This is a genomic window from Micromonospora sp. NPDC049274 (genome assembly GCF_040678875.1).
In the GTDB taxonomy this organism is placed as follows: domain Bacteria; phylum Actinomycetota; class Actinomycetes; order Mycobacteriales; family Micromonosporaceae; genus Micromonospora.
The window spans coordinates 17,562-33,633 of record NZ_JBFAQS010000012.1 but is presented as its reverse complement, the minus strand read 5'-3'; the positions used below and the strand labels follow the sequence as shown (position 1 = coordinate 33,633).

The 16,072-nt window shown below is 67.4% G+C and carries 16 protein-coding genes; 7 read left to right on the top strand and 9 right to left on the bottom strand.

Annotated features, from left to right (window positions below; all coding sequences use genetic code 11):
- Positions 1–29: 29 nt before the first annotated feature.
- The 7 genes from AB0K10_RS22170 (at position 30) to AB0K10_RS22140 (ending at position 6,637) form a co-directional block, all read left to right on the top strand.
- On the top strand, positions 30–731 hold the full coding sequence (locus AB0K10_RS22170; protein ID WP_363686249.1) for a GPP34 family phosphoprotein: 702 nt from the start codon (positions 30–32) through the stop codon (positions 729–731).
- 40 nt (positions 732–771) lie between these two features.
- A complete protein-coding gene (locus tag AB0K10_RS22165; RefSeq protein WP_363686466.1) occupies positions 772–2,265 on the top strand; it encodes an APC family permease in 1,494 nt (497 codons plus the stop codon).
- Positions 2,266–2,282: 17 nt separating this feature from the next.
- On the top strand, positions 2,283–2,945 hold the full coding sequence (locus tag AB0K10_RS22160; protein ID WP_363686247.1) for a GNAT family N-acetyltransferase: 663 nt from the start codon (positions 2,283–2,285) through the stop codon (positions 2,943–2,945).
- Positions 2,946–3,040: 95 nt separating this feature from the next.
- Positions 3,041–3,568 carry a GNAT family N-acetyltransferase gene (locus AB0K10_RS22155; RefSeq protein WP_363686245.1) on the top strand — a complete coding sequence of 176 codons (528 nt, stop codon included), beginning with the start codon at positions 3,041–3,043 and terminating at the stop codon, positions 3,566–3,568.
- A gap of 282 nt (positions 3,569–3,850) precedes the next feature.
- Entirely contained in the window at positions 3,851–4,600 is a 750-nt protein-coding gene (locus tag AB0K10_RS22150; protein WP_363686243.1) for a hypothetical protein, read from the top strand.
- Positions 4,601–4,730: 130 nt separating this feature from the next.
- Positions 4,731–5,954 (top strand): methyltransferase, FxLD system, encoded by a 1,224-nt coding sequence (fxlM, locus tag AB0K10_RS22145; RefSeq protein WP_363686241.1) that lies wholly within the window; start codon positions 4,731–4,733, stop codon positions 5,952–5,954.
- A 56-nt stretch (positions 5,955–6,010) separates the two neighbouring features.
- On the top strand, positions 6,011–6,637 hold the full coding sequence (locus AB0K10_RS22140; protein WP_363686239.1) for a hypothetical protein: 627 nt from the start codon (positions 6,011–6,013) through the stop codon (positions 6,635–6,637).
- A gap of 223 nt (positions 6,638–6,860) precedes the next feature.
- Here AB0K10_RS22140 and AB0K10_RS22135 read toward each other — a convergent pair whose 3' ends face one another.
- From AB0K10_RS22135 to AB0K10_RS22095, 9 genes are all read right to left on the bottom strand, one after another.
- Positions 6,861–8,177, bottom strand: coding sequence for a hypothetical protein (locus AB0K10_RS22135; RefSeq protein WP_363686237.1), 1,317 nt, complete (start codon positions 8,175–8,177; stop codon positions 6,861–6,863).
- A complete protein-coding gene (locus AB0K10_RS22130) occupies positions 8,174–8,479 on the bottom strand; it encodes a hypothetical protein (protein ID WP_363686235.1) in 306 nt (101 codons plus the stop codon). Before AB0K10_RS22130 ends, AB0K10_RS22135 begins: the two co-directional genes overlap by 4 nt.
- 9 nt (positions 8,480–8,488) lie before the next feature.
- A complete protein-coding gene (locus tag AB0K10_RS22125) occupies positions 8,489–9,058 on the bottom strand; it encodes a hypothetical protein (protein WP_363686233.1) in 570 nt (189 codons plus the stop codon).
- Positions 9,059–9,496: 438 nt separating this feature from the next.
- A complete protein-coding gene (locus AB0K10_RS22120) occupies positions 9,497–10,867 on the bottom strand; it encodes a hypothetical protein (RefSeq protein WP_363686231.1) in 1,371 nt (456 codons plus the stop codon).
- Positions 10,864–11,241 (bottom strand): hypothetical protein, encoded by a 378-nt coding sequence (locus AB0K10_RS22115; protein ID WP_363686229.1) that lies wholly within the window; start codon positions 11,239–11,241, stop codon positions 10,864–10,866. The genes AB0K10_RS22120 and AB0K10_RS22115 overlap by 4 nt, the downstream gene beginning before the upstream one ends.
- A gap of 106 nt (positions 11,242–11,347) precedes the next feature.
- Positions 11,348–14,656, bottom strand: a complete 3,309-nt coding sequence (locus tag AB0K10_RS22110) for a LysM peptidoglycan-binding domain-containing protein (protein WP_363686227.1) — start codon at positions 14,654–14,656, stop codon at positions 11,348–11,350.
- A 148-nt stretch (positions 14,657–14,804) separates the two neighbouring features.
- The gene (locus tag AB0K10_RS22105) at positions 14,805–15,227 is read right to left on the bottom strand and encodes a TadE/TadG family type IV pilus assembly protein (protein WP_363686225.1); all 423 of its coding nucleotides are present in this window, start codon (positions 15,225–15,227) and stop codon (positions 14,805–14,807) included.
- A complete protein-coding gene (locus tag AB0K10_RS22100; protein ID WP_363686223.1) occupies positions 15,224–15,658 on the bottom strand; it encodes a TadE family protein in 435 nt (144 codons plus the stop codon). The genes AB0K10_RS22105 and AB0K10_RS22100 overlap by 4 nt, the downstream gene beginning before the upstream one ends.
- Complete coding sequence (locus tag AB0K10_RS22095) at positions 15,655–15,996, bottom strand: TadE family protein (protein WP_363686221.1); 342 nt, start codon at positions 15,994–15,996, stop codon at positions 15,655–15,657. The genes AB0K10_RS22100 and AB0K10_RS22095 overlap by 4 nt, the downstream gene beginning before the upstream one ends.
- Positions 15,997–16,072 lie beyond the last annotated feature (76 nt).

The following is a 16,072-nucleotide window of genomic DNA, read 5'->3' as shown; positions in this document are numbered from 1 at the left end:
GACCCCCTGGCACAGGCGAAGAGCATGCCGTGCCCATCCACAACGAGCCAGTGCAGCCACGTCGGCCGGTGCGAGCCGTCGGTACCGCTACCGCAATCTCCCCTCGCGTCGCCGACGAATTCTTCTTCCTGGCACACGACGACCAAACCGGCCGGCCCCGGCTCTACGACATTGGACTGGCTTCGGGCCTCGCCGCCGCTCTGCTCGTCGAGTTGTACTACGAGCGCCGCATCACGTTCGAGCACGGGAAGGTCCAGGTCCTCCAGACTTTCCCGCCGAAGGATTGGCTGCAACACCTCGTCCTCGACCGGTTGGTCGCCCAGCCGCAGCACAGCGATACCCGAACCTGGCTGACGTTTCTGTCCACCACCGCCTACGAGCAGGTCGCCACACGCATGTGGCAGGTGGGACTCCTCCGACAGCAGCAGGTCAGTCGGCTCTGGCGGCAGCGCACCGTCTATGTGCCGACGGACATCAACACTGCCGCCTGGTCGTGGGCACGACTGTCGCAGCAGATACGCAACTACCGGCAGCTCAACCACTTTGACATCGCGCTGGCCGGCCTGACGCTGCATACCCAGCTGGACACAGCCCTGCTCGATGGCGCGCCGTACACCGCTCAAGCGCACCTGCGTCAGCTGGTCAACCAATCGTGGCTACCTCTACGCGACTTGCTCGCCGACCTCAGCAGCGTCATCGGCGCAGGAGTACTCAGCCACCGCACCTCCTGACGTGCGGTCCACAACCACCCCCCCAGGCGAAAGAGATAGCATGCCCCACTCGAAACCTGACACTGTCACAGCCGTCCTGGCACGCGGTCGGCTCGGAATCCCCTCCGTGGTGTTCTTCGTGATCGCCGCAGCCGCGCCACTCACTGTGATCGCCGGCGGAGCAACCACCGGGTACGCCGTCACCGGTGTGACGGGCATCCCCGTGTCATACCTGGTCGTCGCCGCCGTGCTCGCCTTGTTCGCCGTCGGCTACGTCGCGATGTCCCGGCGGATCGTCAACGCTGGCGCCTTCTACACCTACGTCACCCGGGGACTCGGGCGCCCGGCCGGCGTTGCGGCAGCCATGGTCGCGTTACTGGCCTACAACGCCATGCAAATCGGCCTGTACGGCGGGTTCGGGGCTGTCCTCGCCCAGTTCCTGAAGAGCCAGTACGGCTGGGACACCACCTGGTGGGCATGCGCGCTGATCGCCTGGGCGGTCGTCGCCGTTCTCGGTCTAATGCGCATCGATCTGAACGGCAAGGTGCTGGCGGTCATGCTCGTCGCCGAATGCGCTGTCGCCCTCGTCTTCGACGCGGTAATGGTCAGTCACCCTGCCAGCGGGACGGTCACCTTCGACACCCTCGCTCCGTCGCACGTCTTCGCCGCCGGCATCGGCGCCGCACTGGTCACGGCGATCACGGGTTTCGTCGGCTTCGAGGGCACCGTCGTCTTCAGCGAAGAGACCAAGGATCCGCGCCGGACCGTACCGCGTGCCACGTACATCGCCGTGGCGATCACCGGTCTGCTCTACGGCCTGTCGGCATGGGCCATGTCCGTGGCCACCGGCCCCGACAGGATCGTGGAAGCCGCCCGCGCAGACGGGACCGATTTAATCTTCAGCCTCGTCTCGCCGCACCTCGGGGCGAGCGTCGTCACGATTGGCCGAATCCTGTTCATCACAAGCTTGTTCGCCGCGCTGCCGTCGTTCCACCACACCGTGGCTCGATACCTCTTCGCCCTGGGCCGTGAACGAGTTCTCCCCGCCGCGCTGGGGCGAACCAGCCGTCGCACTGGGGCGCCGAAGGGCGGCTCCATCCTCCAGAGCATCACCGCGTTGGCCGTCCTCATCGGCTACGCCGTAGCCGGCGCCGACCCGGTCGTGCACCTGTTCTTCTGGGTGACCGTGACCGGCGGTCTCGGCGTTCTGGTCCTGATGACCGTCACTTCGGCCGCGGTGGTTGGCTTCTTCGCTCGCACCGGACACACCGAAGGGCCTTGGCGTGCCGCCGTCGCACCACTCATCGCGATGCTCGCGCTGAGCTCGATCCTCGCCATCACCGTGCGCGAGTTCGACACCCTGCTCGGCGTCTCCCCGCATTCACCGTTGCGCTGGCTCTTTCCGGCCGTGTACGGCGGTGCCGCACTCGCCGGCGCGGCCTGGGCGCTGATCCTTCGCGCCACCAAGCCCGCGATCTACAGAACCATCGGCCTCGGCGCGGAGAGCGCAACGGCATCCCTCCGCAGCCCTGACGCCCTCCGCCAGCCGGCCTGACCCAAGCAGGAGTGAGCATGACCCACATCAGCACCAGCGTGACCGTGCGGCAGGCAACTCGTGGCGATGCGGAACCTCTGGTCGCCGTCCTCACCGAGGCGTTCTTCGACGGGCCGGTGGCCGACTGGCTGGTTCCCGATCATCGCGACCGGCAGATCGTCTACCGCCGGTACTTCGAGCTGGTCTTCAACCACGGCCTCGACAACGGCCACGTCGACACCACCGCCGACCTGTCCGCCGTAGCGATCTGGTACCCCCGTGCCGAACCTCGGCGTGGAGACTCTCGGGAGTATCAGGTAGCGCTGGAAGCGGCCACGGGAACGTACGCGCCGAAGTTTGCCCTCCTCGACGCGGTATTCGAGGCATTCCACCCGAGCGAGCCGCACCACTATCTCGCGTACGTCGCTGTTCAGCCCGAGCAGCAGCGCCGCGGTGTCGGCGCGGCGTTGCTCGACCATCACCACCGTCAGCTCGATGCGCTCGGCATGCCCGCGTACCTGGAGGCCAGCAACCTCCGCAACCGTGAGCTGTACGTCCGACTCGGGTACCGAGCAGGGCCGCCGCTGATCCTGCCCACCACCGGGCCGACGATCTGGCGGATGTGGCGCGGACAACCAGACGCGGCCCGCCCGGCTGCCTTCCCCGAGAGCCGACTGCTGCCCCGCCGGAGGTCCCTGTGATTCCCGCAACGACGACCTCGCTCATGCGGCCCGGACAGCCCAGCGATGTGGCTGCAATAGCCAGTCTCCTGGCCCAAGGCCTCGCCGAGGATCCCGTGGCCGAGTGGCTTGTGCCTGACCCGACCGAGCGTCAAGCCGTCTTGCATAGGCTGCTGGCATTGGAAATCGACCACGCTGTCGAGTGGGGCGACACGGACGTGCTGTTGGACATGAGCGGCATCGCGGTATGGAGACGGCATCCGGCCGACGACGCGCCCGCATTGTCGGACCATCACCTCCGCACGATCACCGGGTCGGCGTTGACCCGGTTCCAGCAGCTCAACGCGCTGGTGAACGAGTACAGGTCCGACGCGCCGCATCACTGGCTGGCGTGGCTATGGGTCGCCCCTGGTCACCGCCGCCGAGGCATCGGGGCGGGACTGCTCACCCGCCATCACGGGGTCGTTGACCAGCTCGGCTACCCGGTCGACGTGGTGGTGACCAACCAATCCGCAAGGGACTTCCTGCGTGCCCACGGCTACATCGCGGGCCTGCCGTTGCACTTGCCCAGCGGGCCGCGGCTCTGGCCACTGCGCCGCCACGCCCGCCCAGCCGCCACCCGCCGGGCCCCACAAACCGACTGATCACTCGACGGCACCTACACCAGGGCCGTCTCGCCGGCCCTGCACCCACCTCGACCCGATCCGACACAAGCGAGGAATCACGAGACCATGTTCAGATCGACGGTCCCAGTCCGCCGCCTAGCCGCGAGCCTCATCGGAATTCTCCTGCTCACCGGCTGCGAGCCGAGCAGGCCCACAAACGAGACGCCGGCCCCCTCAGCGCCGTCAATTTCTGAAAGCCAGCCCGCTGCCATACCGAGCGGTGCCGCTACCGGCTCTGGCCCGACCGCGCAACAACGACTGATGGCCCTCGCCAAAGACATCGAGGCCACGACGGCCGACGGCACCACCAACCTGCCGTACACCTACGTGCACACGCAAACCTGGGCCCGTGCGACCAACGCGATCACCCGGATGGACCTCCGGCGGTGGCGCCACGACGCCGACGGCTCGGGCCAAGAGATCATCCGTCGCCTCCCCGATCTGCCCCGGGTCGACCATCAGCCGGATCGTGCCGAACGGAAGCTGCTCGCACAGGTCCCCGCTGCCGCCAAGCGATACCTGGTAAACAGCCTCCATCCGTACCTGCCCGATCCGCTGCCGACCGACGCGACCGCGTTGGCCGACGCGCTCGCACCTCGCAAGCTGGCAACCGAACCCGCGTACCCGCGGATGCTGACTGGCGGCGTCGTTGCCCTGTCGAGCAGCCAATACCTCAACCGTGAACAGCGAGCAGCAACCCTCCGCGTCCTGGCGGCCGTCCCTCACATCAACTACCTCGGGCAGATCACAGACCTCGCCGGGCGTCCCGGCCTGGGCTTCGCCGTCTCCGCCGACGGATCGACGTCGCAACTCGTGATCGACCCACGCAGTGGCGACATCCTCGCCGCTCAGGAGCGACTGACCGGCCGCCGACCCGGCCTGTTCTCGTACATCCTCATCCTCGAGCGCGGCCACACCGCCAGCACCGCAACCGTTGTGCAGCCCTCACCTACGCAACACCCAGCAGGCACCGGCACCCAAGCCTCTGACCTCGACCGGCAGCGTGGGTAGCAAGGGACAGGTACCCCGGGTCAAGTCGACCCTGGAGTTCGTATCGGAGGTAGAGGTGGCAGACGAGCCCAGGGCAAGAGGCATCGTGTCGATCTCAACGCCCACGCCCGGTTCCACTAGCGTCGACCGAGTGATCACGCATAGTGAAGCCGCTGACCTGCGAATCACGCTCGTGGACCGCCTCTGCGCCGAGAATGTCATCCGCTCGTCCGCCGTCGCGGCTGCGATGCGCCAGACTCCGCGTCACCTGTTCCTTCCCGGGGTACCGCTGCAAGGGACGTACACCGACAGCCCCGTTTACACCAAGACCGACGACTGCGGCACCAAGATCAGCGCGGCTTCGCAGCCGCGAATCGTGGCCAAGATGCTCGAACAACTCGACGTACGACCCGGCCAGCGGGTCATGGAAGTCGGGGCCGGCACCGGCTACAACGCCGCCCTCCTGGCGGCCGTCGTCGGTGACAGCGAACGCGTGGTCACGATCGACGTCGACGAGGACCTGGTCGACGGGGCACGCAGACACCTCGCCGCCGCCGGCGTTACCACCGTCGACGTTGTGCTCGACGACGGCGCGCTCGGGCATCCCCAAGGCGCTCCCTATGACCGGATCATCGCCACCGTAGGCGCCTACGAGACACCGACGGCGTGGCTGGAGCAACTCGCCCCGGACGGGCGACTCGTCGTACCGCTGCGCCTGCGCGGGGCCGCCTCCCGGTCCGTCATCTTTGAGAGGTACGACGGCGGATGGCGCGACCAGGGCAGTGAATTGGCGGTGTTCATGCCGCTGCGTGGCATCGGCGACGACGCCCGCCGACTCGTCTCCCTCACTCCCGAGCAGGACGTGATCCTGCAAGTGCACAAAGATCAGGAAGTTGATGCCGCGGCACTCGCCGGCGTCCTGGAAACCGAGCGCCGCAAGATCTGGACCGACGTGTTCTTCCCGCCGATGGTGTCGTACGAGTGGATGGACCTTTGGCTGGCCTGCCGCCTCGACAACGCCATTATGCGGATGAACGTACAGCCCACAGCCGTTCAACGCGGCGCCGTCACCCCGATGTTCAGGTGGGGGGCGATGGCGACCACCGACGGCGCCCGCCTCGCCTACCTCACCACAAGGCCGGCCCCGGCCAGGCCTGACGGCAGCAGACTGTACGAGGTAGGTGTCATCGGGCACGGACCCAACGGCGAGGACCTCGCGCACCACGTCAGCAAGGAGATCCGCACCTGGGATGCCTCCTACCGCTCCCGCACGGTCCGCTTTGAGATTCCCGACGCTCCCGTCGAAGCGGACCCCTCGGCCGGGCGCTTCGTCCTCGTTCGCCCGCACCACCCGATCACCGTCACTTGGCGGTGACTATCAACAATCTCCGATTCGCTCGGTCCTCTCTGGGGTTGTGCCGTCCCGCAACGATGAGCACGTTCAACCTGACCTCCCAGATTGGATTCCGCATGCGCTTGATCTTGCTGCAACTGCCCGCTCTCGTCGGTGTCCTCATCGGCTCCCTGGCCACGTACATCGCGACGACGGCACAGGAGCGAGGCCGTTGGCGCCGGCAGCAGGCGATCCGCTGGGATGAGCGGCGGATCACGGCCTACTCGGACTATTCACATGCCGTCAAGAAGGTGATCTCAATCGCGGTGCGCCTCGCCGCAAAAAGAGGCGTCTACGAGGACGACTTCTGGTTCGGCGGCGAGGTCAACGAAAGTGATCTGCTCGCGGCTGAGGACGAACGGACAACTCGCTGGGAGGCAGTGTTGATGCTGGGCGACGACGAGGTAGTCGCAGCCGCCCGGCAGTGGCACCAGGTGACCTTCCGCCTCATGCGGCTCGCCTTGGGTCAGCCGAGTGATCTGACGTGGAACGAGGCGGTGCGGGCTACCGGTCAGGCGCGAGGCCGCTTCTACACCGCTGCCCGTCGGGACCTTGGCGTGAAGTTCGACGCGTCCTCCGCGCCGTACGAGTGGCAGATGTCCAAGTGGCTGATCGAACGACCCGAAGACACGAATACCGCTGTTGCCGGTGATCCGGTCGCCTGAATCGCGCCCCGGTCGTCGGGGATACACGCGGGCACCGCAGTTGGTGCTGCAACCGCGGATGTTCGTGGTGTCGGGATCAGGTCGCTCGGGCGGCGGATTGACGCCGTCGTCACTGACGCTTGTTGGGAACGAACGCTTTGGAGCGGCGTCAGGATAGTCAGCGCGCGTGCGGCAAGCAGCTCTGTTCCCTCGCCGGGACGCGTCGAGTTTCGGATGCGCTCGATCATGCCGCCGGGCGATCCGGGCGGGGTGCCCACTTGCCACCGTCCAGCCAGGCGTTGGCTCCCACCTCAGCCTGCGGGAACGGCGTCGTGTTGTGGCTGCGGGTGCCGAGGTCGGGGCGTTCCTTGCGCTCCTGCTCGTCGATCTTGATCAGGTCCGACATGGCCTCTACATGCCGGCGCTCCGCGTCCATCAGGAAACTAACGAAGTCCTTCACCACCGCCAGGAGGGCCGCCTCTGGGTTCGAGCAGGCCGAGAAGAGACCGTTGACGGCGTCGACGTACCCCTTGAGGGCCTCGATGAGCTTGCCGATGTGCTGGTAGCCGAGGCCGGCGTACGCATTGCGAAGGCCTTCGAGCATGCTGGCGGCCTCTTTGCCCTCCTCGGCCAACCAGCGCGTCTGGGTCTCAAGCTGAAGCAGGTAGGCCGAGGCGCGCTCGGCGTACTGGCTGAACGCCTGAGAGGCGCTGCCCTCCCAGTACAACTTGAGGTTCTTCAGCTCGCCGTCCATCTCGCCGCGCAGCTCGGCGTAGGTGCCCGCGGCCGAATGCACCAGATCGGCGCGGTTCCAGATCACCTTGGGTGCGGAGCGCCAGGCGTGGACCATCAGGTCACTCAGCGGGAGACGCTGACCGGTGCCCAGCTCGATCAGGATCGCCTCAAGCTGGAGCAGCGTGTCCCGGTGCTCGTGGATGAACGTGTCGAGCTGGTCGCCCTCGCCGTTCTCGTAATAGATGGTCCGGCCGCCGGAGAAGCCGAGATTGTTGCCGTCGGTGCTGCCGACGGTGACCGGCTCCTCGACCTCGCGGGTCCGCGGCAGCCTTTCGTCGCGGGTAGCGCCCAGCCTGTCGTTGCCGTTCGGAATGGCCAACGTCGGCTGGTCGCCCGGCAGCCTGCGCTCGTACGGTTGAGACAGGATGCCGGCGCCGCCCGGACGCACACGCACGCTGCTGCCGTAGCCATCGGCGAGCGGCAGATAGGGTCCCAGGTCCTGGTTGAACACGTCGAAGTCGGTGGCGACGTCCAGATCAGTGCCCTCGTAGTCGGCAGCGATCTGCATCAGCCCGTCGGCTATGCGCTCCATTTCGTTACGGGCGATGTTCGCCTCGGACAGCCGGCTACCCAGGGCCGTCGTCCAGTCCCGGTTGAGCTTGTCGGAAATTCCCTCAAGCGTGCCCCAGGCAGCGACAGGGACCATGCCGACGTCACCGAGGTAGCGGCGCACGGCGCTGTATGTCACGGCATCCTCGTAGCGCTCCACTCCGAAGGCCACCAGTGCTCGCGACTCGACCCGCAGGGCCGACGTGTCCGTGGTCATGCTCCGTGTCTCCCCCCGTCCGTTGATTCGATCGGCGAGAACAGGTCGACGCCGATGGGCGAGCCGAAGTAGTCGATGCGCAACTGGCGGTACCGCCGCCGGTGATCGGCCAGTGCTGCGAGCAGGGCGGTCCTAATCTCGGACGCCACCTGGTCCGGGCTGCACCGGCGCAGCATCCCGGGTCGAATGTTCACCTGCAGGTCCCCGTCGTGGTCCCGAACCACCGTCACCCAACCGTTGGCGGAGACACCTTCGGCCCTGATGCGGCTTACGTCCTCGAAGTAGCGCTCCAACTTGCCCACGACGTGCTCCTAATCCGCGGACTTGAGCGTCATCGCCCGGTCGGTGATGCGCTGAGCGCTGGCGTTCGCGTACGCGACGAGCTGCTCGACCGTAGAACCCGGGTTGCTGAAGTCCGCGTAGACGTGCGCGTACCGGTCGTCGGATGCCACGAACGCACCTGCGAAGACCTTCTCGTTGATCTTCTCCGAGCATGAGCGCGCGACCTGGTATTCGACAGCGTTTGGATATGGAACCGCCTCGCCGTAACAGGGGCCTTCCGTCGCGGTCTTGCGCAGATATGCCTCATCGTCACTCTGGGTGAGACTCACGGTGATCTTGCCCGCGTACGACCGATCGACCGACGAAAAATCGAACTCGCAGCTGACCAGAGACTTGCTGGACTCGCGTTTCGGCTCCGCACGTGTCACGGTCCACGACCCCTCGACGACGCTCGGCAAAGCCTCAACCAACTCACTGCAGGAGGGAACGGCCTCATCGTCGCCGAACGGCCCCCACCGCCAGGCGCCCAGCAACCCGAGGGCCACCGCGACAAAGCCGGCCACGACGGCCAGCGCCTTCCTGCTCCCCCACCCGCTCACCAAGCAGACCGTTGCTCGTACATGGGGTGTTCTCCCTTGGGGGCCTGCGGTTGCAGTGATGCCAACGCGATCCTGGCCGCAGCCCGTACCTGCCGGGCCAACGATTCATCCGAATGCCGGTTCAGGCCGTCGACCTGCACCGCGATGTCACCCTGCCTCGAGGCGACAATGCGAACGGACCGGTCCGGCGAACAGACATCCACCTCAGGGCCAGGAACAGGCACCTCGGGCTCTGAAGGCTCTCGCGACCCGAGGATCATCGGATCGGTCCTTTCCGGACGACCGTACGAACCGCCGCCGCTACATCGTGCGAGCGCCCGATGGTCGCGTTCTCCCGTCGCGGCGTCACCATGGCGACGACCCTATCAACGAGTGTCACCGGCTCGCCGCCCTCAGTGATCACCGCAGATCGAAGTACCATCGCCGACTCGTCCGACATCATCGAGATCGCTGCGCCCCCCGCCCTGGGGACGGATCGGTCCTCGACCACGACGGCTCGGGCACCGAGTTCCTCGGTCGCGGCGGTTTGGGGAACGCCATCGCCGACAGGCTCCTGTCTGCACCTTGGCTACCGACGTCCTGTCCCTGCACCAACGCACGGGCGAGGTCCTGCACAACATCGTCAGATCGTGCAGCGGGGCGCCACCCGCTGGCGGCTCGGTAAACGAGCGAGCCTGCAGGGCGTTCCAGAATCGCCTCCGCCTTGACGAACAGTTCACCTCGCTGCAAAGCAGCGGTCAGCCCTTTGTGAAGCGTGGCCGCCATGAACGGGAGTTCCGAGTTGAGGCGAGAGATCTGCTGAGCATGGGTGCCGTCAGGATCGTCGCGGTCGCCATGCCCGCGTGACCGCAGCCAGCGTAGGACCTCTGCCAGCTCGGCAGCAGTATCACGGGCTGGGCCGACCGGAGGGGTCGCACGCAGGTCAGCGGCTGCGATGGCGGCCTGCCGCCAGCCGCCAATCAATCGTGGGTCACCATCGCTGGCCAGGACGTGGACCGCCAGTCCGAGCTGAGTTCCGAGCTGCAGGTGGATGCTCGTCAATTCCCTAGGGTTCTGCCACATCCAGGTGCGCGCCGCGTTGACCGCAGCGAGGGCGTCGGCCACGCTGTTGACGCCCGGCACGGGATTCAATGGGGACCTGGCAATGTCGAGACCGTGCAGCGGGGGTTGCCCGCGGCCCAGAGCAACCAACTCACGGGCAACCGCGCTCAATCGGCTGCTCGCGGTCCACCTGGCGGCCTCGGCCACCGGCCGATAGATCTCGGCAAGGTGCCCCCGCCCCTGATTGAGCCACCCAGGCAGCGCGATGTCGATCGTTATCGCAGCCGTGGCGAGCCTGGCGATGTCGGCAAGGCTCGACTGGACACCACCGCCAGCCCGGATTGCGAGCCCCTCCGGTGTACGCGGCTGATGGCCCGGTGGGACGTGACTGACGAGAATGTCACCGATCACGCCGATGGCATCCGCAGCCCGACGCAGGGAGCGTGCCGGCTCAGCGGTCACTGCGGCTGGGGCGGCCGGAAACTGCCGGTCAACGATCGTAGCGGCACGAAGCCCGACGTAGAGCTGGGTCAGCCGCTGCCCTTCTCTTGTCAGAATCGTCGAGGCACCTGCCCGATCCGCTACCTCGACTGTCGGACGACCGCCGACCAACAGCTCAGTCGCTCTGGCCAACTGTGCGTAGACGGCCGCCCGGGCGTTCACGGCGGCGTTGATGTCGGCCGCGTTCCTGACTCGCCGTTGGCCCATCGCCGTGGCCGCCGCACGTAAGGCCTGATAGGCCTCGTTGTGCCACTGGCCAACGGTCATGCCAGCGCCGCTGCCGCACGCCGTAGCTGCTGGGCGCCGGCATCGTGACTGAGTCGCCGAGCCAGGTCATCACGGTCGTTGGTGGCTTGGCGCTCGTGATACCGCGCGAGTTGTTCCATCAACGTGGCCACGACGAGGCGGGTGTCCGCGTCATCGCGCACCGGGGCCTCAGCGTCAACAACCACGTCGTGGTCGGCATACAGCCTCGCCCGAACGTCCAGTAGCTCGAGGCCGAAGCGGTCCCAAGCGAGATCGGTTCCGGCCAGCCTCTTCCACGCTTCGAGGGCCAGCTGAATCACTCCCGCAGCGGCAACATCGTCGGCATCGTCAGCAAGGCGAGCCATCATTTCTCGTGCTGCCTCGGCGTATTCCATACCGTGAGCTTGGTTCGACGTCCGCATTTCGTCCATCCCTTCGCGAAGTGGAAGTTGATCGATGGGCTATATCTGCCATATGGATCAGTTGACAGGTGTGATCGCCCTATCCGGTCCCGCTGGTCGCCGACAGCAGATCTGGCAGAAGTTGGCGTAGCAGGGCATATGTGACAGGCGCGAGGTCCTCGGGTATCTCGGCTTCTCGGGTACGCATCAGCTCACCCAGAAGGTTGCGTAGCTCGGCGGTATGCCCCTCAACGTGCGCCGCGCGCATGATGTCGCGCCAGGGCCCATCGTCACCGCGCTCCGGATCGGCCAGCCAGGCCCGCTGTACCGCCCAACGCGCAGCCGTGGGGTCGCCCGCCTCGAGGTAGAGCTCGGCAAGCTCGTGGGCGGTGTCGACGACAGCGGAGGTGATGTGCCCCGGGTAGATGTCGGACGCGGGTAGCCAGGTGAAGGGGTTGCGGGTGCCGATGGCATAGGCGCGGTCAGCTCCCTCGAGAGGGGCACCCCGAACCAACTCCAACGCCGCACGTAGGTCCTTGACCCCGGCAGGACCGCGGCTCTCACCGCGGCTGCGCAGCCGGCGAAACAGGTGCCAGTCCAGCAGGTAGCCCGGCGCCAACCGGTAGAGCCGATCAGATCCCATCTCGGGTAGCCAGGCGGTGCCGTCGTTGGTCTCCCCCAGCCACCGACGGGCACGAGTGATCGCCACCCGACGGCTGGCGTCCTTGACCTGTTGATCGGGCCACAGCGCGTCGGTGAGCTGCTCGGCGGATGCTCCGCGAGCGCCGCGTTGGGCGAGGTAGACGATGAGTTCCGCGTGGAAGCGGCGGCGCTGTTCGGGCGCCGGGCCGGGCGCGTCGACGTCGACCGCCCCGAGGATGCTGATGCGGGGGCGGCTGTTGTCCTGCTCACGCCAGGACCGCAGATCCTCATCGAGCTGGGGATCGGCTTGCCTGCGGCGCTGGCGGATCGCGGCGGTGATCTCGCGCGGTGGAGCGGCGATGTTGCGGGCCTGCTCGATCCGGGGCACTGCGACGATGGGGTCCGACGGAGTGGACGTATCGCTGGCGCCGGTCCCTACATCGTTGGACGCTGGTGCTGCCGGCGCTGCCGGATCGCTCGTACTCAAGAGGTCGAGTACTGAGCCGGCCGCGTCCGTGTCTTGAGCCCACGGTTCCGGCTCGGCCGCCGGCAGGGTGGGCTCGTCTCTAGCGGATCGCGCCTGGGTCATGATCTCGACGAGCGGTTCCAACTCTCGAACGGGCAGTCCGGCCGCGGCTCCCTCGACAGAAAGGAACGGCAGGGTGAGGTGTAGCAGGCCGTCCTCGTCGATGATGGCGGTGTTCGGGCCGGCGTCGGCGAGGGCCTTCGTGGTGCTGGCGACTGCGACAGCGCATCGTCCGGCGTCCCGCAACTCCTTCCCCAGATCATCTAGTACGCCGAGGTCGTCTGCGCCCGGGTCGGCGACGAGGAGAACCTGAGGTGCCCAGGCCTCGCCGACGTCGAAGATGCGACCGGCGAATGTGTTGGCTGCTCCGTTTGCGGCGAGGGCGGCTGTCACGGCCGCGGCTCGGCGACGAAGCCGTGTGACAGCCTCACCAACCGACGAGACCGCGCGTACCCGATCGGGGTTGAGGGCGATGAGTAGTTCGGTCTCCGGGACCGGGAAGCCGGTGACAATGACCTCGACCTCGTCGGACCATGCGTTACAGGCCAACTCGCAGGCGACGTAGCGCAGCAGAGCGAGGGTGCGTTCGCTGTCACCGGCGATGGTGAGGCTACCGAGGCGTTCAAGGTCGAGCAGCAGATGTCGACCGGGCTGTGATCCGACTGCGACGAGAGTCGGCAATGGGGCGAGCTGCTCGGAGAGGGGCGGCACTGTGGCGGCACCGGGTAGGGTCCAGCTCCGGTGATCGTCGATCCATGGTGCGGGCGGTTGTGGACCGGGCTCGTTGAGCACCAGCGTGACGTCGCGGTCGACGATCCAGGCGGCGGCGATATCAGGCAAAGGTTGATCCCGCTCCGCCAGCGCTTTGGCGAGGCTGCGTAGGGCGAGGTCGAGCCGGTCGACGTCGGCTGGTTGCTCGGCAACCCGAAGCGCTCGCTCCGTGGCGCCGTCGCGGGGATGCGGTAGCCGACGGCCGGGCCGACGGTGCTGGCGTTGGCGGTGTCGGCGCCGCACGACGGCGGCGAGCAGCAGCGCGGCAAGCAAACCTGCGCCGGCCAGCGACCCCAGAACTGTCGTCTCGTCGAGGTCGTTGTCCTCAGTCGGCGGTGTGGACCGACCGTTCGGCTCCGACGGGTCGGCGTTCACCCCCGCCGTAGTCGATGGGGCGGATGTCGTCGGCGAGGGCGTTGGCGTACCGGCAGAGGGCGCCGCGGCTGAGGGCTCGAGCGTCGGCGCAGTCGGGGCCGGCGAGGTGGTGGTGTCCGGTTGGCCGCTGCCTTGCTCGGGCGGGTGGGGCGCGGCCGGCTGGTCACCGTGGTCCGGAGCGCTCGGATCCGGTTGGGTTCGGTCGCCGGCAACGACTTGACCCTGGGCGTGGTCGGCAGGGCCCCGATCACGAGCATCCTCGGGCAGGGTGATGCGCCATCCGCGCTCGATGTGGTTGGGGAATCGGTGATCGCGCCGTTCCAGATCTGGGTTGGTAGCTGCGATCTCGACGTAGCGGTCGGCGTCACCGAGAAAGCGTTCAGCGACACCTGCCAGCCAGTCGCCGCGCGCCACCTCGTAGACAAGCGGCCCGGCCGTTTCGGCCGACGACACCGTCCTATATGTGGCCGTCAGAGAAGGGCCCACCGGAATCCGTAACGTCCAGCCGGCGTACACCCGGGTGTTGCCCGGTTGAAGGCTCCGTCCGTCAGGCTGCGGAAGACCGTGGTTTGTCTCGGCCAGGCGCTGCCAGGAGACGTTGTACCTCTCCGCAATATCGAGCAGGCTCTCCCCGCGCTCCACCGGATGCTCGATGTAGCCGGCCGCGTCCGACACATCCCGTACGGCTGTTTGCGATGAGCCTTGCCGAGGTGTCGCGTGTTCTGGTGCGGCCACCGCCGCGCTAGCCATAGCGGCGGGCACTGAGGCCGAGGCCAGAGCCGGCGCGGCGAGCGCGCCAAGGATGGCGGCAACCAGCGCGGCAGCGAACCGCTGCTGCATCCGCATGCCGGGGATCCGGGTCGTGTTGCGCGGGACGCGTCCGCGCCGGCGTCCTCGCAGTTGGGCGACGGTCTCCATCACCAGGGCGACCAGGAAGGTGACCCAGGTCCAAACGACCAGAACGACGGCGACCCACCCGATCAGTGCCAGCGTCTGCAGGAAAAGGTCTCCATCGTCCGGGCTGCTGATGACCTCCCATGCCTGGCCGGCGGACGTGCCCGGATCTTTGGCGGTGTTACTGAGCCAGGTGACCACGCCGGGCAGCGGATTGCCGGCCGCCCAGACGAGAAGGATCGGCAGGACGACGATCAGCGTGACCACGGCGAGGGCGACGGTGCCGTCGAGCGCCTGCCTGCCACGACCGTCAGTCGGGGTCCGTGCCACGGTTACTCCTTCCCGGGTGCTATTGGGCGATCAGGGTCGCGGTTGCCCGTCCGGTCGCCGTCGTGCCTGCGCCCCCGCCGAACAGGTCGAGCAGGATCGGGTCCCAGGTGACGGTGACCGTGACGGTGAGCTGTTGGGAGCCATCCACGGTGACGGTGCCCGTGACTCCCTCGAGATCGTCGAGGTACGCCTGGACGGCTGCGGATGCCGTCGAGGCGTCGATCTCCTTGGCGCCGCCGTCGATCGCCTGTCCTGCCTTGATCGCCTGCCCGCCCGCGCGGGCCGCCTCGGCGGCGATGTTGTCCGCGCGTTGGTACGCGCGCACCTTGGCGCCGCCGTCGACGACAAGGCCGATCAAAGCGAGAAAGGCCGGCGCGAGGACTGCGAACCAGATGGTGATCCGACCATCGTCGCCGCCCGACCGTTGCCAGAAGGTAGTCACTGCCGGCTCCGGTAGGTGTCGAGCGGGCTGGTGAAGGAAGCAGCGAGCGGCACGGCGCCGGGCATCCCGGGCAGCGCGACATCGGACAAGGTAGCGGTGCAGCTAACTGTGGCGGTAACGGTGGCGGGTTGGCCGACAGGAACACCGAAGCCTGCGGCGGAAACCGTGACGCTCAGATTGGTGCAGCTCAGCCCCTGGGCGTCCAGGGTCGAGTTGGCGGCGGCCTGTGCCTGCGCGTTCGCCTCAGCGGCGGTACGTGCCAGGGACGCCGTGCGGGCGGCGTCGTAGGCCGCCGCCTCGAGTGCCTGGCGGGCCAGGTTGAGCCGGCCACCGATGATGGTGCCGGCGATCAACGCCAGGATGGCCGGTGCCACAACGGCCATCTCGATGCTCGCCGAGCCGCGTTGATCACGGATCCGCCAGGTACTCATGGCGTTGTGGGCCGTTCGACGGGGCCGTGGGCCGACATGCTGACGGTCCAGCTCAGCCCTGGAAGCACCGTGATCGCCTGGCCGGTAACGGTAACGTGCGCGTCCGTCTCGGTTCGGGTGACGACGACCTGGTGGTTCTCCAGGCCCACGCCAGCCGTCGACAGGAAGTCGGTGGCCCGTCCCTCTCCCGCTGCAGCCGAAGACTGGTAGCCCCGGGCGGCGTTGGCTCCCTGGGTTGCAGCACCAAGTGCGATCGACTGGGCGAAGTAGATCAGCCCGGTCTGGATAACGGCGAAGGTCAACAGGACCATCGGTAGCGCGACGATGGCGAACTCCACGGGCGAACTGCCGCGGTCGCTGAGGCAGAGGCCCGCCCGCCCGCGTCCGGTGAGACGCGGGCAGACGGAGGTTAGC

Coding starts and splice junctions, on each gene's coding strand:
- AB0K10_RS22120 (WP_363686231.1), bottom strand. CDS start 10,867: ATGACCGTTGGCCAGTGGCACAACGAGGCCTATCAGGCCTTACGTGCG.
- AB0K10_RS22100 (WP_363686223.1), bottom strand. CDS start 15,658: ATGAGTACCTGGCGGATCCGTGATCAACGCGGCTCGGCGAGCATCGAG.
- AB0K10_RS22160 (WP_363686247.1), top strand. CDS start 2,283: ATGACCCACATCAGCACCAGCGTGACCGTGCGGCAGGCAACTCGTGGC.
- AB0K10_RS22115 (WP_363686229.1), bottom strand. CDS start 11,241: ATGGAATACGCCGAGGCAGCACGAGAAATGATGGCTCGCCTTGCTGAC.
- AB0K10_RS22150 (WP_363686243.1), top strand. CDS start 3,851: ATGGCCCTCGCCAAAGACATCGAGGCCACGACGGCCGACGGCACCACC.
- AB0K10_RS22140 (WP_363686239.1), top strand. CDS start 6,011: ATGAGCACGTTCAACCTGACCTCCCAGATTGGATTCCGCATGCGCTTG.
- AB0K10_RS22165 (WP_363686466.1), top strand. CDS start 772: ATGCCCCACTCGAAACCTGACACTGTCACAGCCGTCCTGGCACGCGGT.
- AB0K10_RS22135 (WP_363686237.1), bottom strand. CDS start 8,177: ATGACCACGGACACGTCGGCCCTGCGGGTCGAGTCGCGAGCACTGGTG.